Raw genomic sequence first — 21,401 nt, forward strand, 5'->3', positions numbered from 1 at the left:
ACCATGACATCATCGCCCCGCTTCTGGGTCGGCACCAGCTGGAAGATGAACAAGACCTTGGCGGAGGCTCTGCATTTCGCGACGGCCCTCAAGGCGGCCGACGCAGGCAGGGATGAACGTATCCAGCGCTTCGTCATTCCACCTTTCACCGCCGTCCGTGAGGTGAAGGCGGCACTGGCCGAAACATCCGTCAAGGTCGGCGCGCAAAACATGCACTGGGCCGACCAGGGCGCCTGGACCGGCGAAGTATCGCCGCTGATGCTGAAGGACTGCGATCTCGATATCGTCGAGCTCGGCCATTCCGAGCGGCGCGAACATTTCGGCGAGACCGACGAAACCGTCGGCCTGAAAACCGAAGCCGCCGTTCGCCACGGTCTTATCCCACTGATCTGTATCGGCGAGACCCTGGCCGATCGCGACAGCGGCAAGGCTCCGGAAATTCTTGCCCGTGAGGTGCGCGGCGCGCTTTCAAAACTCACCGGCGACCAGAAGAATGCGCAGATCCTGCTCGCTTATGAGCCGGTCTGGGCGATCGGCGAAAAGGGCATCCCCGCCAGCGCCGACTATGCCTCCGCCCGCCAGGGGGAGATTATCGACGTCGCGGAATCCGTGCTTGGCCGACGTATTCCCTGCCTCTACGGCGGGTCGGTCAATCCGGGCAATTGCGAAGAACTGATTTCGAGCCCTCATATCGACGGGCTCTTCATCGGACGTTCCGCCTGGAACGTCGAGGGCTACCTCGACATCCTGGCGAAATGCGCCGCCAAACTCTGAGGAGATAAGACCATGAAGCTTGCAATCGCAGGAGACAGCGCCGGTGAAGGCCTCGCAAAGGTACTTGCCGACCATCTGAAGGACCGCTTCGACGTGTACGAAGTATCGCGCACGGATGCCGGGCCGGACGCATTCTACGCCAACCTGTCCGACCGTGTCGCCTCCGGCGTCATCGACGGCACCTATGACAAGGCTATTCTCGTCTGCGGTACCGGCATTGGCGTTTCAATCTCGGCCAACAAGGTGCCCGGCATCCGCGCGGCGCTGACACATGACACTTATTCGGCTGAACGTGCGGCGCTGTCCAACAACGCCCAGATCATTACGATGGGCGCCCGCGTCATCGGCACGGAACTCGCCAAGGCCATTGCCGACGCCTTCCTCGCCCAGACTTTCGATGAGGCCGGTCGCTCGGCCGGAAACGTCAAGGCGATAAACGACGTCGACAGCAAGTACAACGTTCGCTGAAACGACGCGGCGTCCGACTTTGGTCAGCCGCCGTTACCGGCTGGATCGCCTGTGCCCGAACAGGCTCAAGGCCTAAACTGCGAAGCCTCATATTGTCTCGAGAGACAATATGAGGCTTTTTCTCGATTGATAGGCCGAATGCAAAAAGCATTCAGCGATTATGCGGAGGAGCTCGATAAGAAAGGCCCCATCGGGCAGACTTTCAAGTGTCGTTGGTTGCAGGGACCTGAACGCGTGGGGAGTTGTAAAATTCGTCGCTCTTGATGAAGATCGAACCTTTGGCCCACCTATTTGTCATGAGCTGAAAGGCAGGGGATCAGTGCCTTCGCTTAAAATTGCAAGATATCGTCGATAGCTGAATACGCGGCCACGCTTGCGGCCAGTTACCTCATCAACGAGGCCCAATCGCTCCAGATCGGCAAGTGCGGCTTTGACCGTTGGTGCGGACAGAAAGCCGCTGCTCTACCTCAGTCTCTATCTTAAGTCCCATCGGAGAGGGAAACGGATGCATCGTTTCAAACTGTACATGCAGCAGGCCAGCTTTGATCAGCGCCGGTATACGCAAGCTTGAGCCGAAAACGCGTACCCCAGACCTGGGAAATAACGGTTACATATCCATGATGGGTCTGGGCGATTTGCCTGACTATGCTCAATCCCAGTCCGGCCCCCGTGGACTTTGGTTTCGTCCTGTAAAAAGGCTCAAAAACCTTTTCGCGCTCCTCCTTTGGAATTCCCGGACCATCGTCGACTACATCGATCGCTGCGTCACGCGTGACCTCAACGCGAATGTTCCCCGTTCCACCACCGTGTTCGATAGCATTACGGACGAGATTTCCAACGGCCCTCTCGAGCGAATCCCGATCACCCTTGACGACAAGCGAAGGTGTCTCTGCTTCGAAAGCGAGATCGTAACCGGCCGAGATTGCCATCGGCGCGCTATCGGCAACCACCTTGCGACAAAGATCGACGAGGTCGACGTCGCTCCAAGCCTGGATGGCTCCAAAACGCTGCATATCGAGAAGCTGTTCAGCTGTTTGCGCCAAGCGCGCAACATCCATGAGCAGTCTCTGCCTCTCCGGGCTCGGCGCGGACGCTTCAAGCCTCGTCTGCAGGATAGCGATGGGCGTCCTCAGCTCGTGCGCTGCATTGGCGAAGAACCGCCGACGCTGGCTGACATCCTCGTCGATCCGGCCGAGCGCCGAATTGAATGAATCGACCAGTGGATGCAGTTCCAGCACCACATCGTCCTTCGGCAAGCGCATCCCGAGACTGTTCGCGTCGATGGATGCCGCGCGACTGATCGTCAACTTTAAGCCCGAAAGCGCGCGACCGACCAAAATAGGCAGGGCCAGAAAGACGAGCCCGATCGGAATGAGAGTGAACGGGACATAGAGCACGCTCATGCCCAGCATGACCTTGGCCAGATATGAGCGTGCAGCAACCGTGCCGCCATACATCACCTTCAGGCTGCCGGCCGCTGTGTCCAACTCGGCAAAATTCGCTGTTATCGGCGAGTTGTCTTCGCCTCGCACGTCGAGGAAATGGATATCGCCCATGATCGGAAGAAGGCTCGCGTATTGAGGCGGGACTGCCCCGAAGCTCACGCTCCGGCCATCGGGATGCCTCGCCACGAACCAGAAGGCGGAGACCTCTCTAGCGAGCTTGCTGAGGCCCTCGGTCGAGGTGATGACCAGCCGACCATCTTCGGAACTCAAAGCCGCAGCGATCTTTGGTCTCACCGCGTCATCTGCGTCGTTTTTCGTTGGCAGCACATATCCGAGGAAAACCAGAAAGCCGATGTTCATGACGATCATCAGCACGCCGAGGACCATCGCAAACCGAAATACGAGCTTACCCTTCAAGGATCGTCGGCTGAACATCCTGATCATCACTCGCCCTTCAGCAGATAACCAATGCCGCGTATCGTGTGGATTGTCACGCTTGCATCGGCGTCGGCCAGTTTCCTGCGAAGACGTGATACGTGACTGTCCAACGCATTGGACTGGATCTCGTCATCATATCCATAGACAGCCTCTTCAAGCGTGCCACGTAGAACCGTCTTTCCGGCGCGCTTGACGAGAAGTTGCAGAACCAGCATCTCGCGCCGCGTCAGCGTAACGACCTCACCGTTGACCATCAACTCCTGATGGTCGAGATCGATCGAAACGTTTCCTCCGGTGAAGACTTGGCTCGTATAGCTTTCCGAGCGGCGAACGACAGCCCGTAGCCGCGCCATCAACTCGTCGGCAAGGAATGGCTTGCCGAGATAATCGTCTGCTCCGTCGTCGAGACCGCCGACGCGATCGCCGGGCGCATTATGCGCAGTCAGAATGATGACGGGCGTTTTGTCGCCGGCGTCCCGCATCTCCCGCAGGAGAATGAGCCCGTCACCATCTGGAAGCTGACGATCCAGAATGACGGCGTCATGGACTTTAGACCGCAAGGCCTCCCGTGCATGTTCGAGCAAGGTCATGTGATCGACGACATGGCTGTTTTGCACCAACACGGTGCTCAATGCCCTTGCCATCTCAACCTCATCTTCCACCAGTAGAAGTCTCATGGATATCCCCTAACGCCGCAGCATCGGCAGCAAAGCCGACTTGCCGAATTCAGCAGCGCTCGACGTAACGCCGTCCGTAGCGGTCGCGATAGGTGCAGCGACGCCGCTCGTTTGCATTGCCGACCACTGCGCCGGTCGCGCCACCGGCTGCAGCGCCGACTGCGGCACCTCGCCAATCGTTCGTCACGAGACCGCCTATCACCGCTCCGGAGGCTGCGCCGATCGCGGCCCCTTTTTCGGTTTTCGAACAGGACGTCAATGTGACGACAAGCATCGCCAATACCAAGGCTCTCTTCATGTAAATGTCTCCCCGCAATGGCGCCAGCCATGCCTGATCAAGGTTCATGTCGCGACGAATTATCGCCCTGCCCTGATTCTACGAGTGACATTGCAGTAACATTACGCGCGCGAGGCAGCGATATTTTCAACCCGAGGACGTCACTTTGGCATTGCCGTCATGCGCCGCCTTCCCGGCCTCCGGAGAGAACCATCGCTTGACCCGTCGGCCCATGCCGTCGAGATAGGTGAGAACGACCGGAACGAAGACGAGCGTCAGCAAGGTCGAGGATATCAATCCACCGATCACCGCATGAGCCATAGGCGCGCGCTGCTCGCCGCCCTCGCCCAGCCCAAGCGCCATCGGCAGCATGCCGAAGATCATCGCAAGCGTGGTCATGACGATCGGTCGCAACCTCACGGCTCCGGCATCCGCAAGGCTCTGCCGCAGGGTCTTGCCCTCGCGAACACCCAGATTGGAATAGTCGACTAGCAGGATGGCGTTCTTGGTCACGAGGCCCATCAGCATGATGAAGCCGATCATCGAGAACATGTTGAGCGTCGAACCGGTGAACAGCAGGCCGAGCAGCACGCCTATCAGCGACAGCGGGAGGGTCATCATGATCGCGATCGGCTGGATGAAGGAGCCGAATTGCGAGGCGAGGATGATGTAGATGAAGATAATGGCCAGCAGCAGTGACTGAAGCGCATAACCCGTGCTTTCCGCCAGGTTCTCGGCATCGCCGCCGAACGAGATGCGGTAACCGACGGGTATATCCATCTTGGCGATCGCGGCATTGAGATCATCGGTAACGTCGCCTAACGCTCTGCCCTCGATATTGCTCGATATGCGCACTTCGCGGGACAGGTCCTTGCGAGTGATTGCATCGGGCGCGGTGCTCTCCACTACATCGGCAACCTGATCGAGCAGAACGGTGATCGGCTTGCCGTCGTCGTCGGTACGACTGGTCGAGATGGTGAGGTTTCGCAGCTGCGCGGCATCCCGCCGGCCGGTCGCCGGCAGACGCACCATGACATCGTAGGATTCTCCGTCCGGTGCATTCCAGACCGAGATGGCATCCCCGGCAACCAGCGGCCGGAGCGTGTCACCGATCATGGCGATGGAAACACCAAGGTCGCTTGCCGCCTCGCGACGAACACGCACGGCCAGAGTGGGGCGAACATTCTCGATCGACGATTCCACCTCCGTCGCGCCCGGAATGGCGGAAAGCGCGGTTGTGATCTGATCGGAAATGCGCCGCAGACCTTCGTCGCCATCACCGAGGATGGAAAGCTGCAGAGGTTTCTGCGATCCGCCGACGCCGGTCGATTGCCCGACCGAGATTTCCAGCCCGGCAATTCGCGCCAGTCGCTGGCGGATCGGATCGATGCTTTGCGCCGTGGTCAGGTCCCTGTCCGCGCTCGGCACGAGCTGCACTGCGACCACAGCCTCGTTGAAGCCGCGCGCCCCACCCGAATTGACGGTGGAATAAATGCTGGCGACATCTGGAAATTCCCTGAGCGCCCGTTCGACCTGACCGACTTTTGCCGCCATGTAGTCCAGCGACGCGCCTTCATTGGCTTCGAGCGATACGCTCACCTCACCCTGATCGGCCGGTGGCAAGAACTCGGCACCGATGCGCGGGACGAGAAGCAGACTCCCCACGAACAACGCAACGACGATCGCGATCGTCGTCTTGCGATGGTCGAAGGTCCAGTGGATGAGCGAGCGGTATCGGCCCGCCAGTCCCTCGAACCAGTGGTCGAAGCGTTCGACCAGTCGCCCGATGAGACCACGCTTGGCCCCCTTCTGTGATTGTGGATCGTACCAGACGCTGGACAGCATCGGATCGAGCGTGAAGGACACAAAGAGCGAGATCATCACGGCCGCGGCAACCGTCACGCCGAATTGCAGGAAGAAGCGGCCGATCAGCCCGCCCATGAAGGCGACCGGCAGGAATACGGCGACGATACAGAGCGTGGTGGCGAGAACAGCAAGCCCGATCTCATTCGTACCGTCGAGCGCCGCCCTCACATGGTCCTTGCCCATCTGCAGATGACGGGTGATGTTTTCGCGCACGACGATCGCGTCGTCGATGAGGATGCCGATCGACAGCGACAGCGCCATCAGCGTCATCGTGTTGAGCGTGAAGCCCAGAGCATAGATGACAGCAAACGTGCCGATGACGGAGATCGGCAGCGTCAGGCCCGTGATGACGGTCGAGCGCCAGGAATTAAGAAAGATGAAGACGATTAGCACGGTCAGAACGCCGCCTTCGATCAACGTGCGCTGCACTTCCGACACCTGGGCGGCGATCGCGCGGGAATTGTCGCGGGTGATGGTGAGTTCGACGTTCTCCTTCGCCAGCTCCGTATTCAGCGCGGAGATCTCGTTGCGCAATGCCCGCGCCACCTCGACCGTATTGGCACCCTGCACCTTGACGATGTCCAGGCCGAGCGATGGCGCCCCCTGATAGGTGGCGCGGCTAGTTACCTCCGCACCCGTATCGAGGATGCTCGCGACATCCGAGAGATAGACCGGATATCCGCCGCTCTGGGCGACGATTATGCTGTTGAACCCTGCCGCATCGGCGATACGGCCTTCCACCGTCACGATGCGCTGGTTGATGCCGGAGATCAGCGTACCGGCGGCGCGGTCCTGGTTTTCGCGCCGGATCGCGTCCATGACGGTCGAAACACCAACGCCATAGGCCTCGAGCCGATCCGGGTCGACGACCACCAGCACCTGCCGCTCGCTGTCGCCGACGAGCGAGATCTGGCCGACGCCGCCGATGACGTTCAGTCGGTTGGTGATGATGCGGTTGGCAAGCGTCGTGATCTCGGAGAGTGTTCTCGTCGGCGACGACGCGGCGATCGAGAGGATCGGCTGGTCATCAGGATTGAAGCGGGTGACCTGCGGGGTATCGACTTCATCGGGAAATGTCGCCTCCAGCCGCGCCACCCGGTCGCGCACTTCCTGCGCTGCAACCTGGCTGTCGGTATCCAGATCGAACTGGACGACGACGATCGAGCGGCCCTCGTAGGATTCCGAGGTGATCGTGTCGATGCCGCCGATCGTGTTGAGCGACGATTCGATCGGTCGCGAGACTTCGCTTTCGACCGAAGCCGGTGATGCGCCGGTATAGGTCGTCGCGACGACCACGATCGGCAGGTCGGTCTCGGGAAACTGATCGACGCCGAGGCGATTGTAGGAAAACAGACCGACGACCAGGATCGTCACCATCATCATGGTGGCGAAAACCGGGTGGGCAACGCTGATACGGGTCAGGAACATGGTTCAGATATCCTCGATGCGCACGGACGTGCCGGCGACGAGATCGGGCAACGGAGCAGTCACAATGACGTCGCCTTCCTCCACTCCGGAGACCTGAACGAGGTTGCGGTCGGTCCAGCTCGTTCCGAGGTCGACAGGCTGCCGGCGCAGCATGTTGTCGGCCACCTTGAGCACGAACGAGCCCTCCGCATCATGCCGGATCGAAGCCGCGGGCAGAGCGATGACACCTTTCTGATCATCGACCTTCAGGATACCGGTGGTGAACATGCCGCCACGCAAAAGGCCTTCGTCATTATTGATCGCGACGAAAACGCGGATGGCCCGAGATCCCGCGACGGCGGTCGGCGAAATTCGCATGACCTCCCCTGCAAAGGTGCGGCCGGGAAAACCTTCGACGCTCAATTCAACCGGCTGCTTGAGCTGCACGAGAGGAATACGGCTTGTCGGGACACCGGCATCGACCTCCATACGGCTAAGATCGACAAGGCTCATCAGCTCCGTGTTGAGCGGTACGGTCTGCCCTTGGTCGATGGCGCGCGAGGCGACGACGCCGTCGAATTCCGCTCTCAGCTCCGCATAAGCGAGAGAACGTTCAGCGTCTGAGACTTCCGCCTGCTTGGATCTGAGCTGGGCGCGAAGGTTCAACAGATTGGCCTGTGCCTCAAGCCGTGTCGCCTCGGATGACGCGCCACGCTCGCCGAGCGAGGTGTTCCGCTCCAGCACCACTTCGGCCAGTTCGATCTGCGCGCCGAGTGCATCGATTTCTGCCTTGCGCGCCGTCACCGCCGACGCGAGAGCCTCGGTATCGAAGCGGACCAGGAGATCGCCCTTCTTCACCACATCGCCGATCTGCACCGGCAATTCCAGGATGGTGGCGGAAACGCGCGAGGTCAAAGTCGAACGGCGGATAGGCGTCAGCGAACCGGCAATCCGCACTTCGGTCGCGACATCCTGGCGTACTGCTGTGCTGACATCGACCTGGGATAATTCGATCGGAGCGGATTGCGGTTGCTGCGCGGCGGCATCGGGCATCGCATCCATCATGCTGATCGTAATGATGAAGGCATGGACGAGAAGGTGGCCCAGGCGGCGGATCGCCGTCGTCATGATTGACCTCGTTCTGGTTTGGCTGCACGTGGCCAAATTGGTCAACGTGTGGCGGATTGCAAATGGGGCGCCGGCCGACGCCGCTCCGCCTTGGCTGTGGTCGATACCGAGACTGGATACGTTTCTGTCGCAGCGACGGATTGCAGGAACATTACGTCCTTGCTTTGGCAACCGGCAGAACGTGTTCGCTCTTGCCCATATTTCTTTATTGATGGTGACCCGTTCGAGGGTGAGGCCTGGAAGGCAATCGAGCCCTCGTCCTGCTCATCAGATTGTCTCGAAGCTGAGAATTCACTCACTTAGTGCAAGCGCATCGGTGGTGCGGCGTAGAGTTCCATCATGAAACTTCAGGGGTAATCCGCGTGGGACCGCCGCAACCCGTCTGCCGACATGAAGATCACGATCTCGTCGGGCGTCGGCACGCACGGCTGGCCGCTTCAGTTTTAACAGCAGAGCATCACCAGCCTTGGCCCTGTCGACACCACCGACATGGAAGTCGCTCCTTTGCGGGAGCGGCTTTTCTTTCGATTTTCAATCAATCCAACATCTGGGCTTCGATCGATGCGTGTATGAACGCCTCGCGCGCCATTTCTGCGGACGTCTGGCCGTTTAACGCTGCCAGACAGCATGTCTTTGCGCTGAGGTAATGACGACCGCGTTTGTCCGGCCAACGATACGTAAGTTTCTCCAGCGCCTCACCCGCACACCTCACCGCCTCCGGCGCTCCGTTGCCCACCCGGATCCAGACCGGCGTCAGCCATCTGGCGTCAGTGCGGACTTCGAAATTCTCATTTCGCATCTTGTTTATGATCTCCTTCGGCGGGGCAGAGAACATCCGAGCCCAAGATTTCGTTCCGACGAGATGAACGAAAATTACGCGCTCTTCGGCGGCTCAGACGACAGCGGGCCGCGGTTAATCGGTGGTTGTGATTTGACCCGGACTCGCTTTAGTGACATGAATATCGAACTGATCGGTTCGATGAACCACCATCGTTCCATCGGTGAAACTTCATGACTTCCAGCATTCCCCGGCACGTTCCCTGCGTGCCGGGATTTCTCGTTACCGTGCGGCTAGTTCTCCGGCGTCCAGATGCGGCCGTCGCGGCCAGGTCTGCCATCACGGTCATGCCGCCCATCACGGCGATCCGAGCGGTCGCCTCTTCCTCGCCAATCATCGCGTCGGCGGTCGTTTCTATCCCAGTCATGCCGGCCACGATGGTCATCTCGCCGCGCTTCCCGATGGCGATTCCAATCACGCCTTTCGTGATGGCGGCGATCCCAATCCCGTCTCGGACTATCAGTGCGATAGACATAGGACGGGCCGTCGTAGCGACTATAGCCACGGTCATAGGTCGTGTAGCCGCTCTCGCTCACGCAGCCGGCGAGCGTGAGGCAGGCAAGCGCCGCAGCGGCCAGCATGGGTAATTTATTGAACATTTAGAAGCCTCCAATCGATCGGCACAGAAACGGGCGGGACAGAGGAACGTTCCTTGCTAGACCATCGTGACGCCGAGGAACTTCCGAAAAGCTGTCGCATTTCAGGGAGTGTAAGGAGACCGTCATGAACCTCGCACCATCCGTACCGAAATACACGCTCGAGCAACTGCAGGAGACCTACGAGCTAAGCATCCCCCGGGCCGTACAGATTTTGGAGAAGTTCGGAGGCGAGCGACGACGCATCGACAAGTTCATGCGTCGGTGCATGCAGTCCTCGAGGTGAGGAACGTTCGTGGCACCTGATTGTCTGTAAAACATTACGACAACTGGAGAAGACGCCATGGAGTGGAACCGCGTCGAAGGCAACTGGAAGCAGATGAAGAGCGTCAAAGAGCAGTGGGGCAAGCTCACTGACGACGATCTTAACGTCATCAACGGTAATCGCGAGCAGTTGGAGGGCAAGATCCAGGAACGCTACGGTTTCGAAAAAGACCACAGCAAAAAGGATATTGACGACTGGTACGGTCGTCAGACCTGGTGATCTGGATGGCCCCCGTTTCGGCGGGGATTATTTTTTCAAGGAGGCGGGAACCAAGACCGGGGGCGCTCGTTCTCTGACGCCACGGATATCCGTGATAACAAATACATACGAGGAAATACTCATGAAAACGATTATCGCCGCCGCCCTTGCACTTGGCACGATGAGCACTGCTGTTTACGCCCAGCAGCCTGCTGCTCCCGCTGAACAGCCGGCAGCGCAGGCGCCTGCCGCAACGGCGGCTTCCGGCGCCGACGCGACGATGGTTGGTCCGGGCATCACCATGGGTATGGCAGCAACGACGCCGCTCAAGACGGTCGAGATCAAGGACACGGATCTCGTGACCTCGAACCTGGTTGGCCTGAATATCTACAACAAGGAAAACGAAGAAGTCGGCGAGATCTCCGACGTCGTCATCGGCGGCGGCAAGTCCGTTATCGGCGTCATCGCCAGCGTCGGCGGCTTCCTCGGCCTGGGCGCAAGTTACGTCGTGATTGATCCGGCCTCGGTGGCGCTCGCGGACGACAATGGCACCTGGAAGGCCTATGTCGACACCAACAAGGACGACCTGTCGAAGGCTCCGAAGTTCGACTACGACAAACTGAAAAAGTAATCCATCGCTCGCCAGTGACCACGGATGTACTGGCACTGGCTGATGCGGTCACGAGAGGTCGGTGCGATGAGTTGCGCCGGCCTTTTTTTGAACTGTTCCGATGGTTGGTACGCTAATTAAATCCGGAACCTCTTTCTTAACTGCGCATTGTACGCCCTGCTCAGGAGACACATATGCGAACAATTTCAAAGATCTTTTCCGCGATCTCTCTATCGGCGATCGTCACTCTGACATCATTCGTGCCAACGTCCGCGATGCCACTCCCCGTGGTGTCGGCGCCCCAGGCGGGCAACGTCGAACAGGTGCAATATCGCCACCATGATCGTCGTCGCCACTACCGTCATCATCGGGGGGATCGCCACTACGGCCGTCACTATCGCAGATACGACCGCCACCACCACAGGCACCGCCGGTCGAACGCCGGGGCGATCATAGGCGGCTTGGCTGCAGGTGCCATCATTGGCGGCGCGATAGCCAACTCGGGCAATCGCTCCTACGGCAGCAGCCATGCCCAATGGTGCGCAAACCGCTACCGGACGTATCGTGCGTCGGACAACACCTATGTTCCTCGCGCAGGCGTGCGCGCGCAGTGCCGGTCGCCTTACTGATCTTTGTCGATCACGAGCTTAGGCCACCAAAACATCGATGTTCATGCAGAGGGCATATGCACCAGCCTGTTGGTCCGTATCCGCCAGAAACAAGCCCGCAAAACAACAATTTGTTTCAAGGCGGCAAACTCGGAAACGTCCGGCTTGCGCATGACGTGACACAAGCGGCACAGACTTCCCGAAACATTCGGGAACCGGCTTGCTCTCGTTGCGGTTTACTCTATCTAGCGTGAACAATTCAGCCACCCTTCAAGGAACTCCATGCAGCAAGGTACTGGCGACAGCATCGATCCTTTCCAGTTTCTTGGCCATTTAGGGGAAGCTGCAACGATCATCCGCGGGTACGATTGGGCATCCACCCCGCTCGGCCCCGTGGAAAGCTGGGCACCCTGTCTGCGAACCAGCACGGCATTCCTGCTTCATTCCCCTGTCCCGATCGTCATGCTCTGGGGACCTGAGGGCGTGATGATCTATAACGATGCCTATTGCGATTTCGCGGGCCACCGACATCCCGCGCTCCTGGGTTCAAATGTTCGCGAGGGATGGAGCGAGATCGCCGACTTCAACGACAACGTCATGAAGGTTGGCCTCTCGGGCGGCACACTCGCCTATCGTGATCAGGAACTCACGCTGCATCGCCAGGGATTTCCCGAGCAGGTCTGGATGGACCTCGACTATTCGCCGATCCTGAACGAAGACGGTGTCCCGGCAGGCGTTATCGCAATCGTTGTCGAGACAACCGATCGGGTGCTCGCGGAACGCCGAAACAGACAAGAGACCCAACGCCTGCAGAACCTGTTTTCCCAGGCACCGACCTTCATGGCGATGACCGAAGGGCCGAATCACCGGTTCGCGCTCATCAATCCGGAGTACCAGAAGCTGGTCGGCGACCACGAGCTGGTCGGCAAGACCTTGGCTGAAGCCTTACCCGAGATCGCCGATCAGGGCTATGTCGCCCTGATGGACGCGGTGTTCAGGACCGGCGAAACGGTGAAACGCGCCTCAGAACGGGTTCTATTCAACCGCACCAAAGATGCGCCCCTCGAAGAACGGTTTGTCGATTTCGTCTACCAGCCGATCCGTGACGAAAAGGGGATGGTCACCAACATCTTCATCCAGGGATCGGACGTGACTGAACGCGTCAGAGCCGAAATGCACCAAAAGCTCCTGATCAATGAGTTGAATCACAGGGTCAAGAATACGCTTTCATCGATCCAGTCCATCGTTTCGCAGACGCTGCGTTCAGCGCCGACGAAGGAAGAGGCGTCGAGTGCGATCACCAACCGCATCCTCGCCTTGTCGCGCGCCCATAACGTCCTGACGGAGGAAAACTGGAATGGCGCCAACCTGCGCACCATGATCGAAAGCGCCCTGGAAGCATTCCAGTATCCTGGCCGTGACGCCTTTATTCTTCGTGGACCAGAAATGCGGATCGGGCCGCACGCAGCGCTCTCGATTGCACTCGCTCTCCATGAACTTGCAAACAATGCCGTCAAGTATGGAGCGCTGTCATCGCCGACGGGGTATGTCACAATCAACTGGCATGTCGAAGATAACGGGCAATTCCTGTTCAGTTGGACCGAGATCGGTGGTCCGGTCGTCTCTCCGAGCGACCGGCAAGGTTTCGGGTCGAGACTGATCCTCAAAATCCTGCCGCTGGAACTGCGGGGCCAAGCCAAAAGTGACTATCGAGCAGGCGGCCTTGTGTTCACGCTGACCACCTCGATCGAAGCTATAACCGACAGCGCCTTGACGGACGCGAATTGAATGGCGCGCATCCTGGTGGTTGAGGACGAAATGCTGGTGGCAATGCTGATCGAGGATGCGATCGTCGACCTCGGTCATCAGATCGTCGGGCCGGCGATGCGGCTTGAGACGGCTCTCGACGCCGCCACCAACGAAACTTTTGACTTTGCCATTCTGGATGTCAATCTGGCTGGAAAGCAGTCGTTTCCCGTGGCGGACGCACTTGCCGCGCGCGGAACGCCGTTCATGTTTGCCAGCGGCTACGGCCGCGCCGGTCTCGCTGATCCCTATTGCGATGCCACTATACTTCAGAAGCCCTTCTCACCCGAACAACTCGCAGCGATCCTGGGCACGGTTCTGGTCGCCCGGCAAACAGAATGACATTGGAGGCGTCGGTTGGACAAAACGCGTGATTTCAGACAGGTCCATCAGATCGTCTCCGGCCTCAAGGAAGGCGTGATCCTCGTTGATGTCGAAAAGAACATTCTGTGGGTCAATGAGGCGGCAATCGCCATGCATGGCGTCAAGCGCAGCCAGGATCTCGGCAAGACGATCATGGGCTACCGTGAGCGCTTCACCCTGAAATATCGCAACAATCACTCCGTTGCGGACGGCGAACACCCCGTCGATCGCGCTGTCGCGAACAAAGATGTGGTCGAAGCGACCCTCGAAGTTCGCGCCACAGACGATGCCGATCACAGCTGGATGCACGCGATACGTTGCTTTCCTGTCAGAAATCAGGAGGAAGGCACAGATTACATTGCCTGGATCATCCAGGACGAAACGCGCCGTTACGAGGCTGAAGATCGGTTCGAAGCCGCCTTCAACGCAAATCCGGCACCTGCAGTGATCTGCCGGCTTTCGGATCTCCGCTACGTGCGCGTCAATCCAGGGTTTCTGGAAATGACCGGCTACAGTCGAAATGATCTGGTCGGTCGGACGACCTACGAGATCGACATCCTTGCCTTTGCCGAAAGGCGCGATGAGGCGCTCGAGCGGCTCAACAACGGGCGAACGATACCACAGATGGAAGCTCTGGTTCCGCTTCCGGACAAGACGGTCAAATCCGTCATCGTCGCAGGCGAACCGATCGAGGTTGCCGGAGAGCCCTGCATGCTTTTCACCTTCGCGGATCTCGAGCCGTTAAAAAAATCGCAGACCGTGCTGAAGCAGAGTGAGGAGCGCTTTTCAAAAGCGTTCAGCCTCTCGCCGCTGCCAACCGTCATCGTTCGGGCGGACAACCTCGAGGTTTTGGAAGCCAACACGGCGTTTCTTCGTCTGATGGGGGCCGCAGAAGAGCATGTGGTCGGGCGCAATCCGGAACAGCTGGAACTCTGGCTCGACAATGATGTTCGTAAAGCCGTGGAGAAGGCGCTGAAAAAGGACCCCAAGCTTCGCAATATCGATTTCAGGCTGAAGTCAAAAGACGGCGCGCTCGTCGACTGCCTGTTGTCATCGGAAGAGATCAAGATTGATGACATCGATTGTATCATGATGGTCATCCAGGACATTACGGACCGCAAACGCTCCGAGGAGGAGTTGATGACCGCAATCGAGGCAGTCATGACAGACACGTCGTGGTTCAGTCGCGGCGTTGTCGAAAAACTTGCAGCCCTTCGGCATACATCTAACCTGTCGGCAGTCATCGCGGACGCGCGGTTGTCCGATCTTACAGAACGTGAGCAGGATGTGCTGAGCCTGATCTGCCAGGGAATGAACGACACCCAGATGAGCGAGCGTCTCAAGCTGTCGCGCAATACGGTGCGCAATCACGTCTCATCGCTCTATCGAAAGATCGGCGTCAATCGTCGTGGTGCCGCGATCCTCTGGGCCAAGGAGCGAGGCATCGGCGGCAAGAGCAAAACCTGATCCTGAAGCTCGCCGGCCCAGTACAAAAGTACCAACGTAATTGGTATTTTCAAATCTTGCGGACATTTTTCTCGGCCGGTAGAGCAATGGTACTTTTGAACGACCGCTCGTGGAGGGCATATGTCTTGGCAGGGAATGGAGACACACCGCGAAAGTAGCCCAAACAGCTTTTGTCCATGAGGCTTCGATGCAAAAAACTCATCGGTCCAAGAGATACGTGCTGCTTTCTCTCGCAAACCGACCTGACCGGCGATAGCTTCCGACGACATTTAAGGAGATCTCTGCGGCGCAGATCGCGGGTTTGAACGATATGGCTGGTACGATTTCAACCGGAAACGAAGGTCTGGACACTATCCTGCATGGGGGCCTGCCGGAGCATCGCCTCTACCTGATCGAGGGCACGCCCGGATCGGGCAAGACCACGCTTTCGCTACAGTTTCTTCGCGAAGGCATCCGTCAGGGCGGCAAGGCGCTCTACATCACACTCTCCGAGACCAGGGAGGAGCTTGCTGTTGTCGCTGCGTCGCACGGGTGGGACGTCGACGACTTTGAGGTCTTTGAACTTTCGGCTGCGGAGGAAGCACTTGGCGGCGCCCGGGAGCAGTCGATTCTCCATCCATGGGAAATCGAACTCGGCGAGACGATCAGGTTGATAGAGGCAGAAGTCGAACGCCTGCAGCCATCCCGCGTCGTGTTCGACAGCCTGTCGGAGATGCGTCTTCTTGCCCAGGATCCCCTGCGCTACAGACGTCAGGTTCTGGCGCTTAAACAATTCTTTGCCGGTCGCAAATCGACCGTCCTGCTCGTTGATGACCTGACCGGCGGCGCGGAAGGCCGTGACGCTCACCTGCATAGTCTCTGCCACGGTGTCATCACTTTGGAGCGACTGACCCTGGATTTCGGCGCGGCGCGCCGGCGGATGCAGGTGCAGAAGCTTCGCGGCGTCGATTTCGTGGCGGGCTACCACGACTTCGTTATTCGCAAGGGTGGTCTCAGCATCTTTCCACGTTTGATCGCGTCGCAGCATCATGCCGATTTTGTCGACGATCCGGTCAGCAGTGATGTTCCGGAGTTGGACGCGCTCCTAGGAGGGGGACCGTTGCGCGGAACATCGACACTGATCACCGGTCCAGCCGGCACAGGCAAGACAACCATTGCGCTCCAATATATTTATGCCGCGTGCGAGCGCGGCGAAAACGCCGTGATCTACGAATTCGATGAACGCGTCGGCACCCTGCTCACCCGTGCCAAGGCCTTCGATCTCGACATCGAAAAACATATTAACTCTGGTCGTCTGCTCATCGAACAGGTCGATCCTGCAGAGATCTCTCCAGGCGAATTTGCAGCCCGCGTGCGCTCTCAGGTCAGCAATGGCGCAAAGATGGTCGTGATCGACAGCCTTTACGGTTACGTCGCGGCGATGCCGCAAGAGCAGCAACTGATCCTGCAGATGCATGAGCTGCTTTCGTTTCTCAGCCAGCAGGGTGCCGTCACGCTGTTGATCAGCCCCCAGGAAGGGCTGCTTGGAACGATGTCGACAAGCCTGAATATTTCCTATGTGGCCGATGCTGTCCTCCTCCTTCGTTTCTTCGAGGCCGAAGGCCGAATGAGGAAAGCAATCTCCGTCATCAAGAATCGTGCAGGCCGCCACGAGGACGCAATCCGGGAGTTTCGGATCGACCGACAAGGGGTTCGCGTCGGCGAACCGCTGACGGCGTTCAGAGGCGTGATGACCGGAACTCCGGAATATGTCGGTGAGTCCGGCCCACTCATGGAAAATCGCTGACGTGAGCCATCGCACGGCCAAAGAAGGCTACCGGGTCCTGATCCTTGCACCATACGGCCGGGATGCAGCGACAATGGCCGCCATTTTCACGGATAATGGCTACGACGCAGACATCTGCGCCGACCTCGCCGCCGTTGCAAACCGCATTGATGATCACACCGGCGTTGTCCTGGCGACGGAGGAAGCGTTGGGTTCAGATCCGGCCGCGCTTCGCGCGGCACTGGACCGGCAAGCCAGTTGGTCGGACATTCCCTTCATTATGTTGGCTGCGCAAAGAACAACGCGCCCCGGTCCCGTGGCTGAAGCAGCGCGTATGCGGCTTCTAAGTTTCGTGCCGAACGCGATCGTTCTGGAAAGGCCGGTCGGACTTCCCTCTCTTCTCAGTGCGACGGCATCGGCAATGCGGTCGCGTCAGCGGCAATTCGAGATGCGAGACCGCCTGCGCGAACTCGAGACCAACAGGGAGGCACTGACGGCAAGCGAGGCCGAGCTACGGTTGATCACCGATGCCATCCCGACATTGATCGGTTTCGTAGACAGAAACCTGCACTACCGTTTTGCGAACAAGGCCTGCGAAGCGTGGACCGGTTCTGCTGCCTCCGACATCATCGGCCGATCGATGCCAGAGGTTCACGGGAGAGATGCATTTTTGCGCCATCAGGACGCCGTTGCGCGTGCGCTCGCAGGGGAACTGGTTCGCAAGGAGATGTCATGGCCTGGGCTTGATGGTGCAAGACGTGAGGCGGAGGTCCGGTACCTTCCGCGCCGGGATGATCAGGGTTCCGTTGACGGCTTCCACATCTTTGCCGTCGACATCACCGAAAGAAAGCTGGTCGAGGAAGAGCTTGAGCGGCGGGTCGCTGAAAGAACCAATGAGCTGACAGTAGAGATGGCGAACCGTGAAAACGCCGAAAATGCGTTGCGGCAAAGCCAGAAGATGGAGGCGGTCGGTCAACTGACCGGCGGCATCGCGCATGACTTCAACAATATGCTGACCGGCGTGCTCGGCGCTCTGACCATCATCCAGCGCCGCATTGCGGCAGGAAGGGTCGAGGAAGTCGACCGCTTTATCGAGGCTGCGTCCGCGTCGGCACAGCGTGCCGCCGCCTTGACCGCACGTTTGCTGTCATTCTCACGGCGACAAACACTCGATGCCAAACCTCACGACACCAGCGTTCTCCTCAATTCACTGGAGGATCTCCTCAAGCGAAGCATTCGCGAGAATATTCGCCTGAAGGTCGTCGGCAATGAGGGGCTGCCAACAGCGATGGTGGACGCCAATCAGCTGGAAAACGCCATTCTAAACCTGGTCATCAATGCGCGGGACGCCATGCCCGACGGAGGCGACCTGACTGTCGAGAACAAGATGGTCTACGTCGATGAAAAGGCCTCTCAAGCTTACCAGGGCTTGTCGCCAGGCAGGTATGTGGTGATCTCCGTAACAGACACGGGCGTCGGCATGGCGCCTGAACTCCTGGAAAAAGTATTCGAACCGTTCTTCACCACCAAGCCGACGGGTCAGGGAACGGGGCTTGGCCTATCGATGATCTACGGTTTCGCAAAGCAGTCAAACGGGCAGGTCCGCGTCCACAGCCAGCCCGGCGTCGGAACGACGGTGTCGATCTTCCTGCCCGCGAGTGGAAAGCTGCAGGAGGCGCCGACGCCGATGCGTGCCGATCTGCGCGAGGGTCAAGGGGAGGTCGTGCTTCTTGTCGAGGACGATCCTGCCGTCAGGCTTCTGATCGGCGAGATCCTCCAGGACCTGTCCTATCGATGGCTGGAGGCGGAGGACGCGAATGCTGCTATAGACATCCTGCGCTCCGGCGAACGGATAGATCTGATGGTGTCTGACGTCGGTCTGCCCGGCATGAACGGGCGCCAGCTTGCGGAAATAGCCCACCAGCATCGCCCCCAGCTTCCGGTCCTGTTCGTCACCGGTTATGCCGAAAATGCGGCGATCCGCTCCGGTTTTCTTGGGACCAACATGGATATGATAACCAAGCCGTTCGTCATGGAAGACCTCGCAAACAAGATTGCGGAGATGATGGGTAGGCTCGGCCGGACAGAGCCATCCGAGAGCGTGTAAGGGATTTCCTTCGACCGGATATTTCCAGCAGGCTTTCTTCTTAACCCGCTATGATGTCTTCCACGGCCGCTAACTGACCGCTTCAACCATATTGTTCTTGATGAGGTCTGAAGCTTCGGCAGCATTATTGCTCCAAGGTTCTTCGCCGCACCAGATGCCGAAATCAAGCTTCTATCGGAAATGCAAATCCAGCTTTGACCCGGTCCATGACAACCATTGTCTTGAAGCCTTTGATATCGTGGTTCTCGTAAAAGAAGCGACGCGTAAAGGACTCGTAGTCCTCCATGTCCTTCGCCGTGATAACAAGAATGAAATCGGCATCCCCCGTGACGTAATAGCCAATCATCACTTCCTTGGTAGCGCGGATCGCTGCCTTGAACCGATCGACGATATCGGCCCGTTCGCGCTCCAGCGAGACCAGCACGATCATGGTGATACCGCGTCCGACTGCCTTGGGTGAGACGATGGACACGTCCGCTTCGATCACCCCCTCCTCGCGCAGCCGCTTCAATCGCCGCTGACATGCCGTCGGTGAGAGATTGACGAGCTTCGCCAACTCTTCAGACGTCAGACGATTGTTTTTCTGAACGGCATCAAGCAGCGCCCTGTCCGCTCTATCGAGAGTTCTCATGCAGAAATCCTGCGTCAAGTATTAAATGTAAGCGTAATTCCTGCGCTGAAGATGAAATCAACGCAGCCAACCGATCATTGCGCGCGGCTAGTCTCTCTGTAAACCCACTTGGAGCTTTGCATGAAAGGTATTGCCCGCGCTGCACTGAAAAACCTGCAGCGACCCGATTTGATCGAGAGCCGCGCCTTTCTCGGTGGCAGATGGGTTGCTCGTGATGAGAGGCTGAGTATCATTGATCCGGCAACCGGAGAAGACATCGAAAGTGTGGCGGCCTGCTCGCTTGAGGACGCCAACGTTGCCGTAGATGCTGCGAAAAAAGCCTTTCTCGATTGGCGAGACAAGCTGCCTGCCGAACGCGGTCAGATCCTGCGTGGATGGGGCAAGTTGATGCGCGACAATGCGCAGGATCTCGCCATCATCATGACGGTCGAACAGGGCAAGCCGCTCTTAGAATCGCTTGGCGAGATTGCCTATGCCGCCAATTTCCTCGATTGGTTTGCCGGCGAGGGTGAGCGCGCCTATGGCGAGACGATCCCGAGCCACCTGCCCGGCAGCCGTCTTTCGGTGCAGATGCAGCCGTTGGGCGTCACCGTTGCCATCACGCCGTGGAACTTTCCCTCTGCCATGATCACCCGCAAGGCGGGAGCGGCGCTTGCCGCCGGCTGCACCATGATCGTCAAGCCCGCGCCTGAAACACCGCTTTCGGCGCTCGCTCTGGCGAAGCTTGCGCAAGAGGCGGGCATGCCCGCCGGCGTATTCCAGGTCATTACCGGTAAAGCCGCGCCACTTGCGCGCCACCTCTTGGAACACACCGATGTGCGTGCATTTTCCTTTACCGGCTCCACAGAAGTGGGGCGTATTCTGCTTACGCAATCGGCAGCCACCATCAAGAAGGCTTCGCTGGAACTCGGTGGCCACGCGCCTTTCATCCTGTTCGGCGATGCCGAGCTTTCGAAAGCCGTGAAGGGGTGCATCGGCGCAAAATTCGCGACGTCGGGGCAGGATTGCCTTGCCGCCAACCGGATCTATGTCCAGCGCGGTATCTATGAGAGTTTCGTCGATCAGTTCGGCAAGGCAAGTGCCGAACTCACGGTCGGTCACGGTCTTGAACCCGGGATAGATATCGGGCCAATGACGCGCCCCTCTGTCGCCGAGAAATGCCGCCAGCAGATTGCCCAGGCTCTTTCGGCTGGCGCGCGTCTCGTCTGCGGCGGACAGGATAGCCCGCTCGGCGGCAATTTCGTTACGCCGACGGTGCTTGCCGATGTCACCGACGACATGCTGATCGCCCGCGAGGAAACCTTCGGGCCGGTCGCGGCGATCCTGCCATTCGATGACGAGCAGGAAGTGCTTGTGCGCGCCAACGCCAGCGAAATGGCGCTGGCCGCCTATGTCTATACCAACGATCTCGGCCGCGCGATGCGTCTCACCGACCGGCTCGAATATGGCATGATCGCCGTCAACACGCCAAAATTCACCGGCGCGCCGATCCCCTTCGGCGGCTGGAAGCAATCCGGCCTTGGCCGCGAAGGGTCGCGCCACGGCCTCCTTGAATATCTCGAAGCAAAATATGTCTGTTTCGGCAATCTCGCTGCATGAAAGGAATT

The 21,401-nt window shown here is 58.8% G+C and carries 19 protein-coding genes and 1 pseudogene; 11 read left to right on the forward strand and 9 right to left on the reverse strand.

Going from position 1 to position 21,401, the window contains the following annotated elements:
* The first annotated feature begins 3 nt into the window (after window positions 1–3).
* A complete protein-coding gene (locus BM216_RS03175) occupies window positions 4–774 on the forward strand; it encodes a triose-phosphate isomerase (RefSeq protein WP_092994733.1) in 771 nt (256 codons plus the stop codon).
* Window positions 775–786: 12 nt separating this feature from the next.
* Window positions 787–1,242, forward strand: coding sequence for a D-erythrulose-4-phosphate isomerase (locus tag BM216_RS03180; protein ID WP_092994736.1), 456 nt, complete (start codon window positions 787–789; stop codon window positions 1,240–1,242).
* A 294-nt stretch (window positions 1,243–1,536) separates the two neighbouring features.
* Here the strand turns inward: BM216_RS03180 and BM216_RS34565 are convergent.
* The 8 genes and pseudogenes from BM216_RS34565 to BM216_RS33950 form a co-directional block, all read right to left on the reverse strand.
* Window positions 1,537–1,692: pseudogene (locus BM216_RS34565) on the reverse strand (Fic family protein); the annotation flags it as partial.
* 65 nt (window positions 1,693–1,757) lie between these two features.
* Entirely contained in the window at window positions 1,758–3,056 is a 1,299-nt protein-coding gene (locus BM216_RS03185) for a sensor histidine kinase (RefSeq protein ID WP_244530064.1), read from the reverse strand.
* 74 nt (window positions 3,057–3,130) lie between these two features.
* Window positions 3,131–3,802 (reverse strand): response regulator transcription factor, encoded by a 672-nt coding sequence (locus tag BM216_RS03190; protein ID WP_092994742.1) that lies wholly within the window; start codon window positions 3,800–3,802, stop codon window positions 3,131–3,133.
* A gap of 49 nt (window positions 3,803–3,851) precedes the next feature.
* The gene (locus BM216_RS03195) at window positions 3,852–4,100 is read right to left on the reverse strand and encodes a YMGG-like glycine zipper-containing protein (RefSeq protein WP_092994745.1); all 249 of its coding nucleotides are present in this window, start codon (window positions 4,098–4,100) and stop codon (window positions 3,852–3,854) included.
* Between the two features lie 126 nt (window positions 4,101–4,226).
* A complete protein-coding gene (locus tag BM216_RS03200; protein WP_092994748.1) occupies window positions 4,227–7,373 on the reverse strand; it encodes an efflux RND transporter permease subunit in 3,147 nt (1,048 codons plus the stop codon).
* Between the two features lie 3 nt (window positions 7,374–7,376).
* Window positions 7,377–8,480, reverse strand: coding sequence for an efflux RND transporter periplasmic adaptor subunit (locus BM216_RS03205; RefSeq protein ID WP_092994751.1), 1,104 nt, complete (start codon window positions 8,478–8,480; stop codon window positions 7,377–7,379).
* Window positions 8,481–9,015: 535 nt separating this feature from the next.
* Window positions 9,016–9,279 carry a DUF982 domain-containing protein gene (locus tag BM216_RS03210; RefSeq protein WP_092995120.1) on the reverse strand — a complete coding sequence of 88 codons (264 nt, stop codon included), beginning with the start codon at window positions 9,277–9,279 and terminating at the stop codon, window positions 9,016–9,018.
* 148 nt (window positions 9,280–9,427) lie between these two features.
* Window positions 9,428–9,793 carry a hypothetical protein gene (locus BM216_RS33950; protein WP_177230696.1) on the reverse strand — a complete coding sequence of 122 codons (366 nt, stop codon included), beginning with the start codon at window positions 9,791–9,793 and terminating at the stop codon, window positions 9,428–9,430.
* Window positions 9,794–10,257: 464 nt separating this feature from the next.
* On the opposite strand from BM216_RS33950, the gene BM216_RS03220 reads away from it, so the two are divergent.
* The 8 genes from BM216_RS03220 to BM216_RS03255 all read left to right on the forward strand — a co-directional run bounded on the left by BM216_RS03220 (window position 10,258) and on the right by BM216_RS03255 (window position 19,163).
* Window positions 10,258–10,458, forward strand: a complete 201-nt coding sequence (locus BM216_RS03220; protein WP_092994757.1) for a CsbD family protein — start codon at window positions 10,258–10,260, stop codon at window positions 10,456–10,458.
* A 121-nt stretch (window positions 10,459–10,579) separates the two neighbouring features.
* Complete coding sequence (locus BM216_RS03225; protein ID WP_092994760.1) at window positions 10,580–11,068, forward strand: PRC-barrel domain-containing protein; 489 nt, start codon at window positions 10,580–10,582, stop codon at window positions 11,066–11,068.
* Between the two features lie 173 nt (window positions 11,069–11,241).
* On the forward strand, window positions 11,242–11,676 hold the full coding sequence (locus BM216_RS03230) for a BA14K family protein (RefSeq protein ID WP_092994763.1): 435 nt from the start codon (window positions 11,242–11,244) through the stop codon (window positions 11,674–11,676).
* A gap of 261 nt (window positions 11,677–11,937) precedes the next feature.
* Window positions 11,938–13,443: a sensor histidine kinase gene (locus BM216_RS03235; protein WP_092994766.1), complete on the forward strand. Its 1,506-nt coding sequence runs from the start codon at window positions 11,938–11,940 to the stop codon at window positions 13,441–13,443.
* Window positions 13,444–13,803: a response regulator gene (locus BM216_RS03240; RefSeq protein WP_092994769.1), complete on the forward strand. Its 360-nt coding sequence runs from the start codon at window positions 13,444–13,446 to the stop codon at window positions 13,801–13,803.
* A gap of 15 nt (window positions 13,804–13,818) precedes the next feature.
* Window positions 13,819–15,291, forward strand: coding sequence for a PAS domain S-box protein (locus BM216_RS03245; protein WP_092994772.1), 1,473 nt, complete (start codon window positions 13,819–13,821; stop codon window positions 15,289–15,291).
* Window positions 15,292–15,601: 310 nt separating this feature from the next.
* Entirely contained in the window at window positions 15,602–17,077 is a 1,476-nt protein-coding gene (locus BM216_RS03250; RefSeq protein ID WP_092994775.1) for an ATPase domain-containing protein, read from the forward strand.
* A 73-nt stretch (window positions 17,078–17,150) separates the two neighbouring features.
* On the forward strand, window positions 17,151–19,163 hold the full coding sequence (locus BM216_RS03255; RefSeq protein WP_244530046.1) for an ATP-binding protein: 2,013 nt from the start codon (window positions 17,151–17,153) through the stop codon (window positions 19,161–19,163).
* A 163-nt stretch (window positions 19,164–19,326) separates the two neighbouring features.
* On the opposite strand, the gene BM216_RS03260 is transcribed toward BM216_RS03255, so the two are convergent.
* The gene (locus BM216_RS03260) at window positions 19,327–19,794 is read right to left on the reverse strand and encodes an Lrp/AsnC family transcriptional regulator (RefSeq protein WP_092994781.1); all 468 of its coding nucleotides are present in this window, start codon (window positions 19,792–19,794) and stop codon (window positions 19,327–19,329) included.
* 120 nt (window positions 19,795–19,914) lie between these two features.
* On the opposite strand from BM216_RS03260, the gene BM216_RS03265 reads away from it, so the two are divergent.
* On the forward strand, window positions 19,915–21,393 hold the full coding sequence (locus tag BM216_RS03265; protein ID WP_092994783.1) for an NAD-dependent succinate-semialdehyde dehydrogenase: 1,479 nt from the start codon (window positions 19,915–19,917) through the stop codon (window positions 21,391–21,393).
* Window positions 21,394–21,401: the final 8 nt, after the last annotated feature.

The sequence above is a fragment of the Rhizobium sp. NFR07 genome (assembly GCF_900111905.1).
Lineage (GTDB): Bacteria > Pseudomonadota > Alphaproteobacteria > Rhizobiales > Rhizobiaceae > Neorhizobium.

Excerpts from the sequence above, each read along its gene's own strand:
- BM216_RS03175 (WP_092994733.1), top strand. The coding sequence starts at position 4 with ATGACATCATCGCCCCGCTTCTGGGTCGGCACCAGCTGGAAGATGAAC.
- BM216_RS03180 (WP_092994736.1), top strand. The coding sequence starts at position 787 with ATGAAGCTTGCAATCGCAGGAGACAGCGCCGGTGAAGGCCTCGCAAAG.
- BM216_RS03185 (WP_244530064.1), bottom strand. The coding sequence starts at position 3,056 with ATGATCGTCATGAACATCGGCTTTCTGGTTTTCCTCGGATATGTGCTG.
- BM216_RS03190 (WP_092994742.1), bottom strand. The coding sequence starts at position 3,802 with ATGAGACTTCTACTGGTGGAAGATGAGGTTGAGATGGCAAGGGCATTG.
- BM216_RS03195 (WP_092994745.1), bottom strand. The coding sequence starts at position 4,100 with ATGAAGAGAGCCTTGGTATTGGCGATGCTTGTCGTCACATTGACGTCC.
- BM216_RS03200 (WP_092994748.1), bottom strand. The coding sequence starts at position 7,373 with ATGTTCCTGACCCGTATCAGCGTTGCCCACCCGGTTTTCGCCACCATG.
- BM216_RS03205 (WP_092994751.1), bottom strand. The coding sequence starts at position 8,480 with ATGACGACGGCGATCCGCCGCCTGGGCCACCTTCTCGTCCATGCCTTC.
- BM216_RS03210 (WP_092995120.1), bottom strand. The coding sequence starts at position 9,279 with ATGCGAAATGAGAATTTCGAAGTCCGCACTGACGCCAGATGGCTGACG.
- BM216_RS33950 (WP_177230696.1), bottom strand. The coding sequence starts at position 9,793 with ATGTCTATCGCACTGATAGTCCGAGACGGGATTGGGATCGCCGCCATC.
- BM216_RS03220 (WP_092994757.1), top strand. The coding sequence starts at position 10,258 with ATGGAGTGGAACCGCGTCGAAGGCAACTGGAAGCAGATGAAGAGCGTC.
- BM216_RS03225 (WP_092994760.1), top strand. The coding sequence starts at position 10,580 with ATGAAAACGATTATCGCCGCCGCCCTTGCACTTGGCACGATGAGCACT.
- BM216_RS03230 (WP_092994763.1), top strand. The coding sequence starts at position 11,242 with ATGCGAACAATTTCAAAGATCTTTTCCGCGATCTCTCTATCGGCGATC.
- BM216_RS03235 (WP_092994766.1), top strand. The coding sequence starts at position 11,938 with ATGCAGCAAGGTACTGGCGACAGCATCGATCCTTTCCAGTTTCTTGGC.
- BM216_RS03240 (WP_092994769.1), top strand. The coding sequence starts at position 13,444 with ATGGCGCGCATCCTGGTGGTTGAGGACGAAATGCTGGTGGCAATGCTG.
- BM216_RS03250 (WP_092994775.1), top strand. The coding sequence starts at position 15,602 with ATGGCTGGTACGATTTCAACCGGAAACGAAGGTCTGGACACTATCCTG.
- BM216_RS03255 (WP_244530046.1), top strand. The coding sequence starts at position 17,151 with ATGGCCGCCATTTTCACGGATAATGGCTACGACGCAGACATCTGCGCC.
- BM216_RS03260 (WP_092994781.1), bottom strand. The coding sequence starts at position 19,794 with ATGAGAACTCTCGATAGAGCGGACAGGGCGCTGCTTGATGCCGTTCAG.
- BM216_RS03265 (WP_092994783.1), top strand. The coding sequence starts at position 19,915 with ATGAAAGGTATTGCCCGCGCTGCACTGAAAAACCTGCAGCGACCCGAT.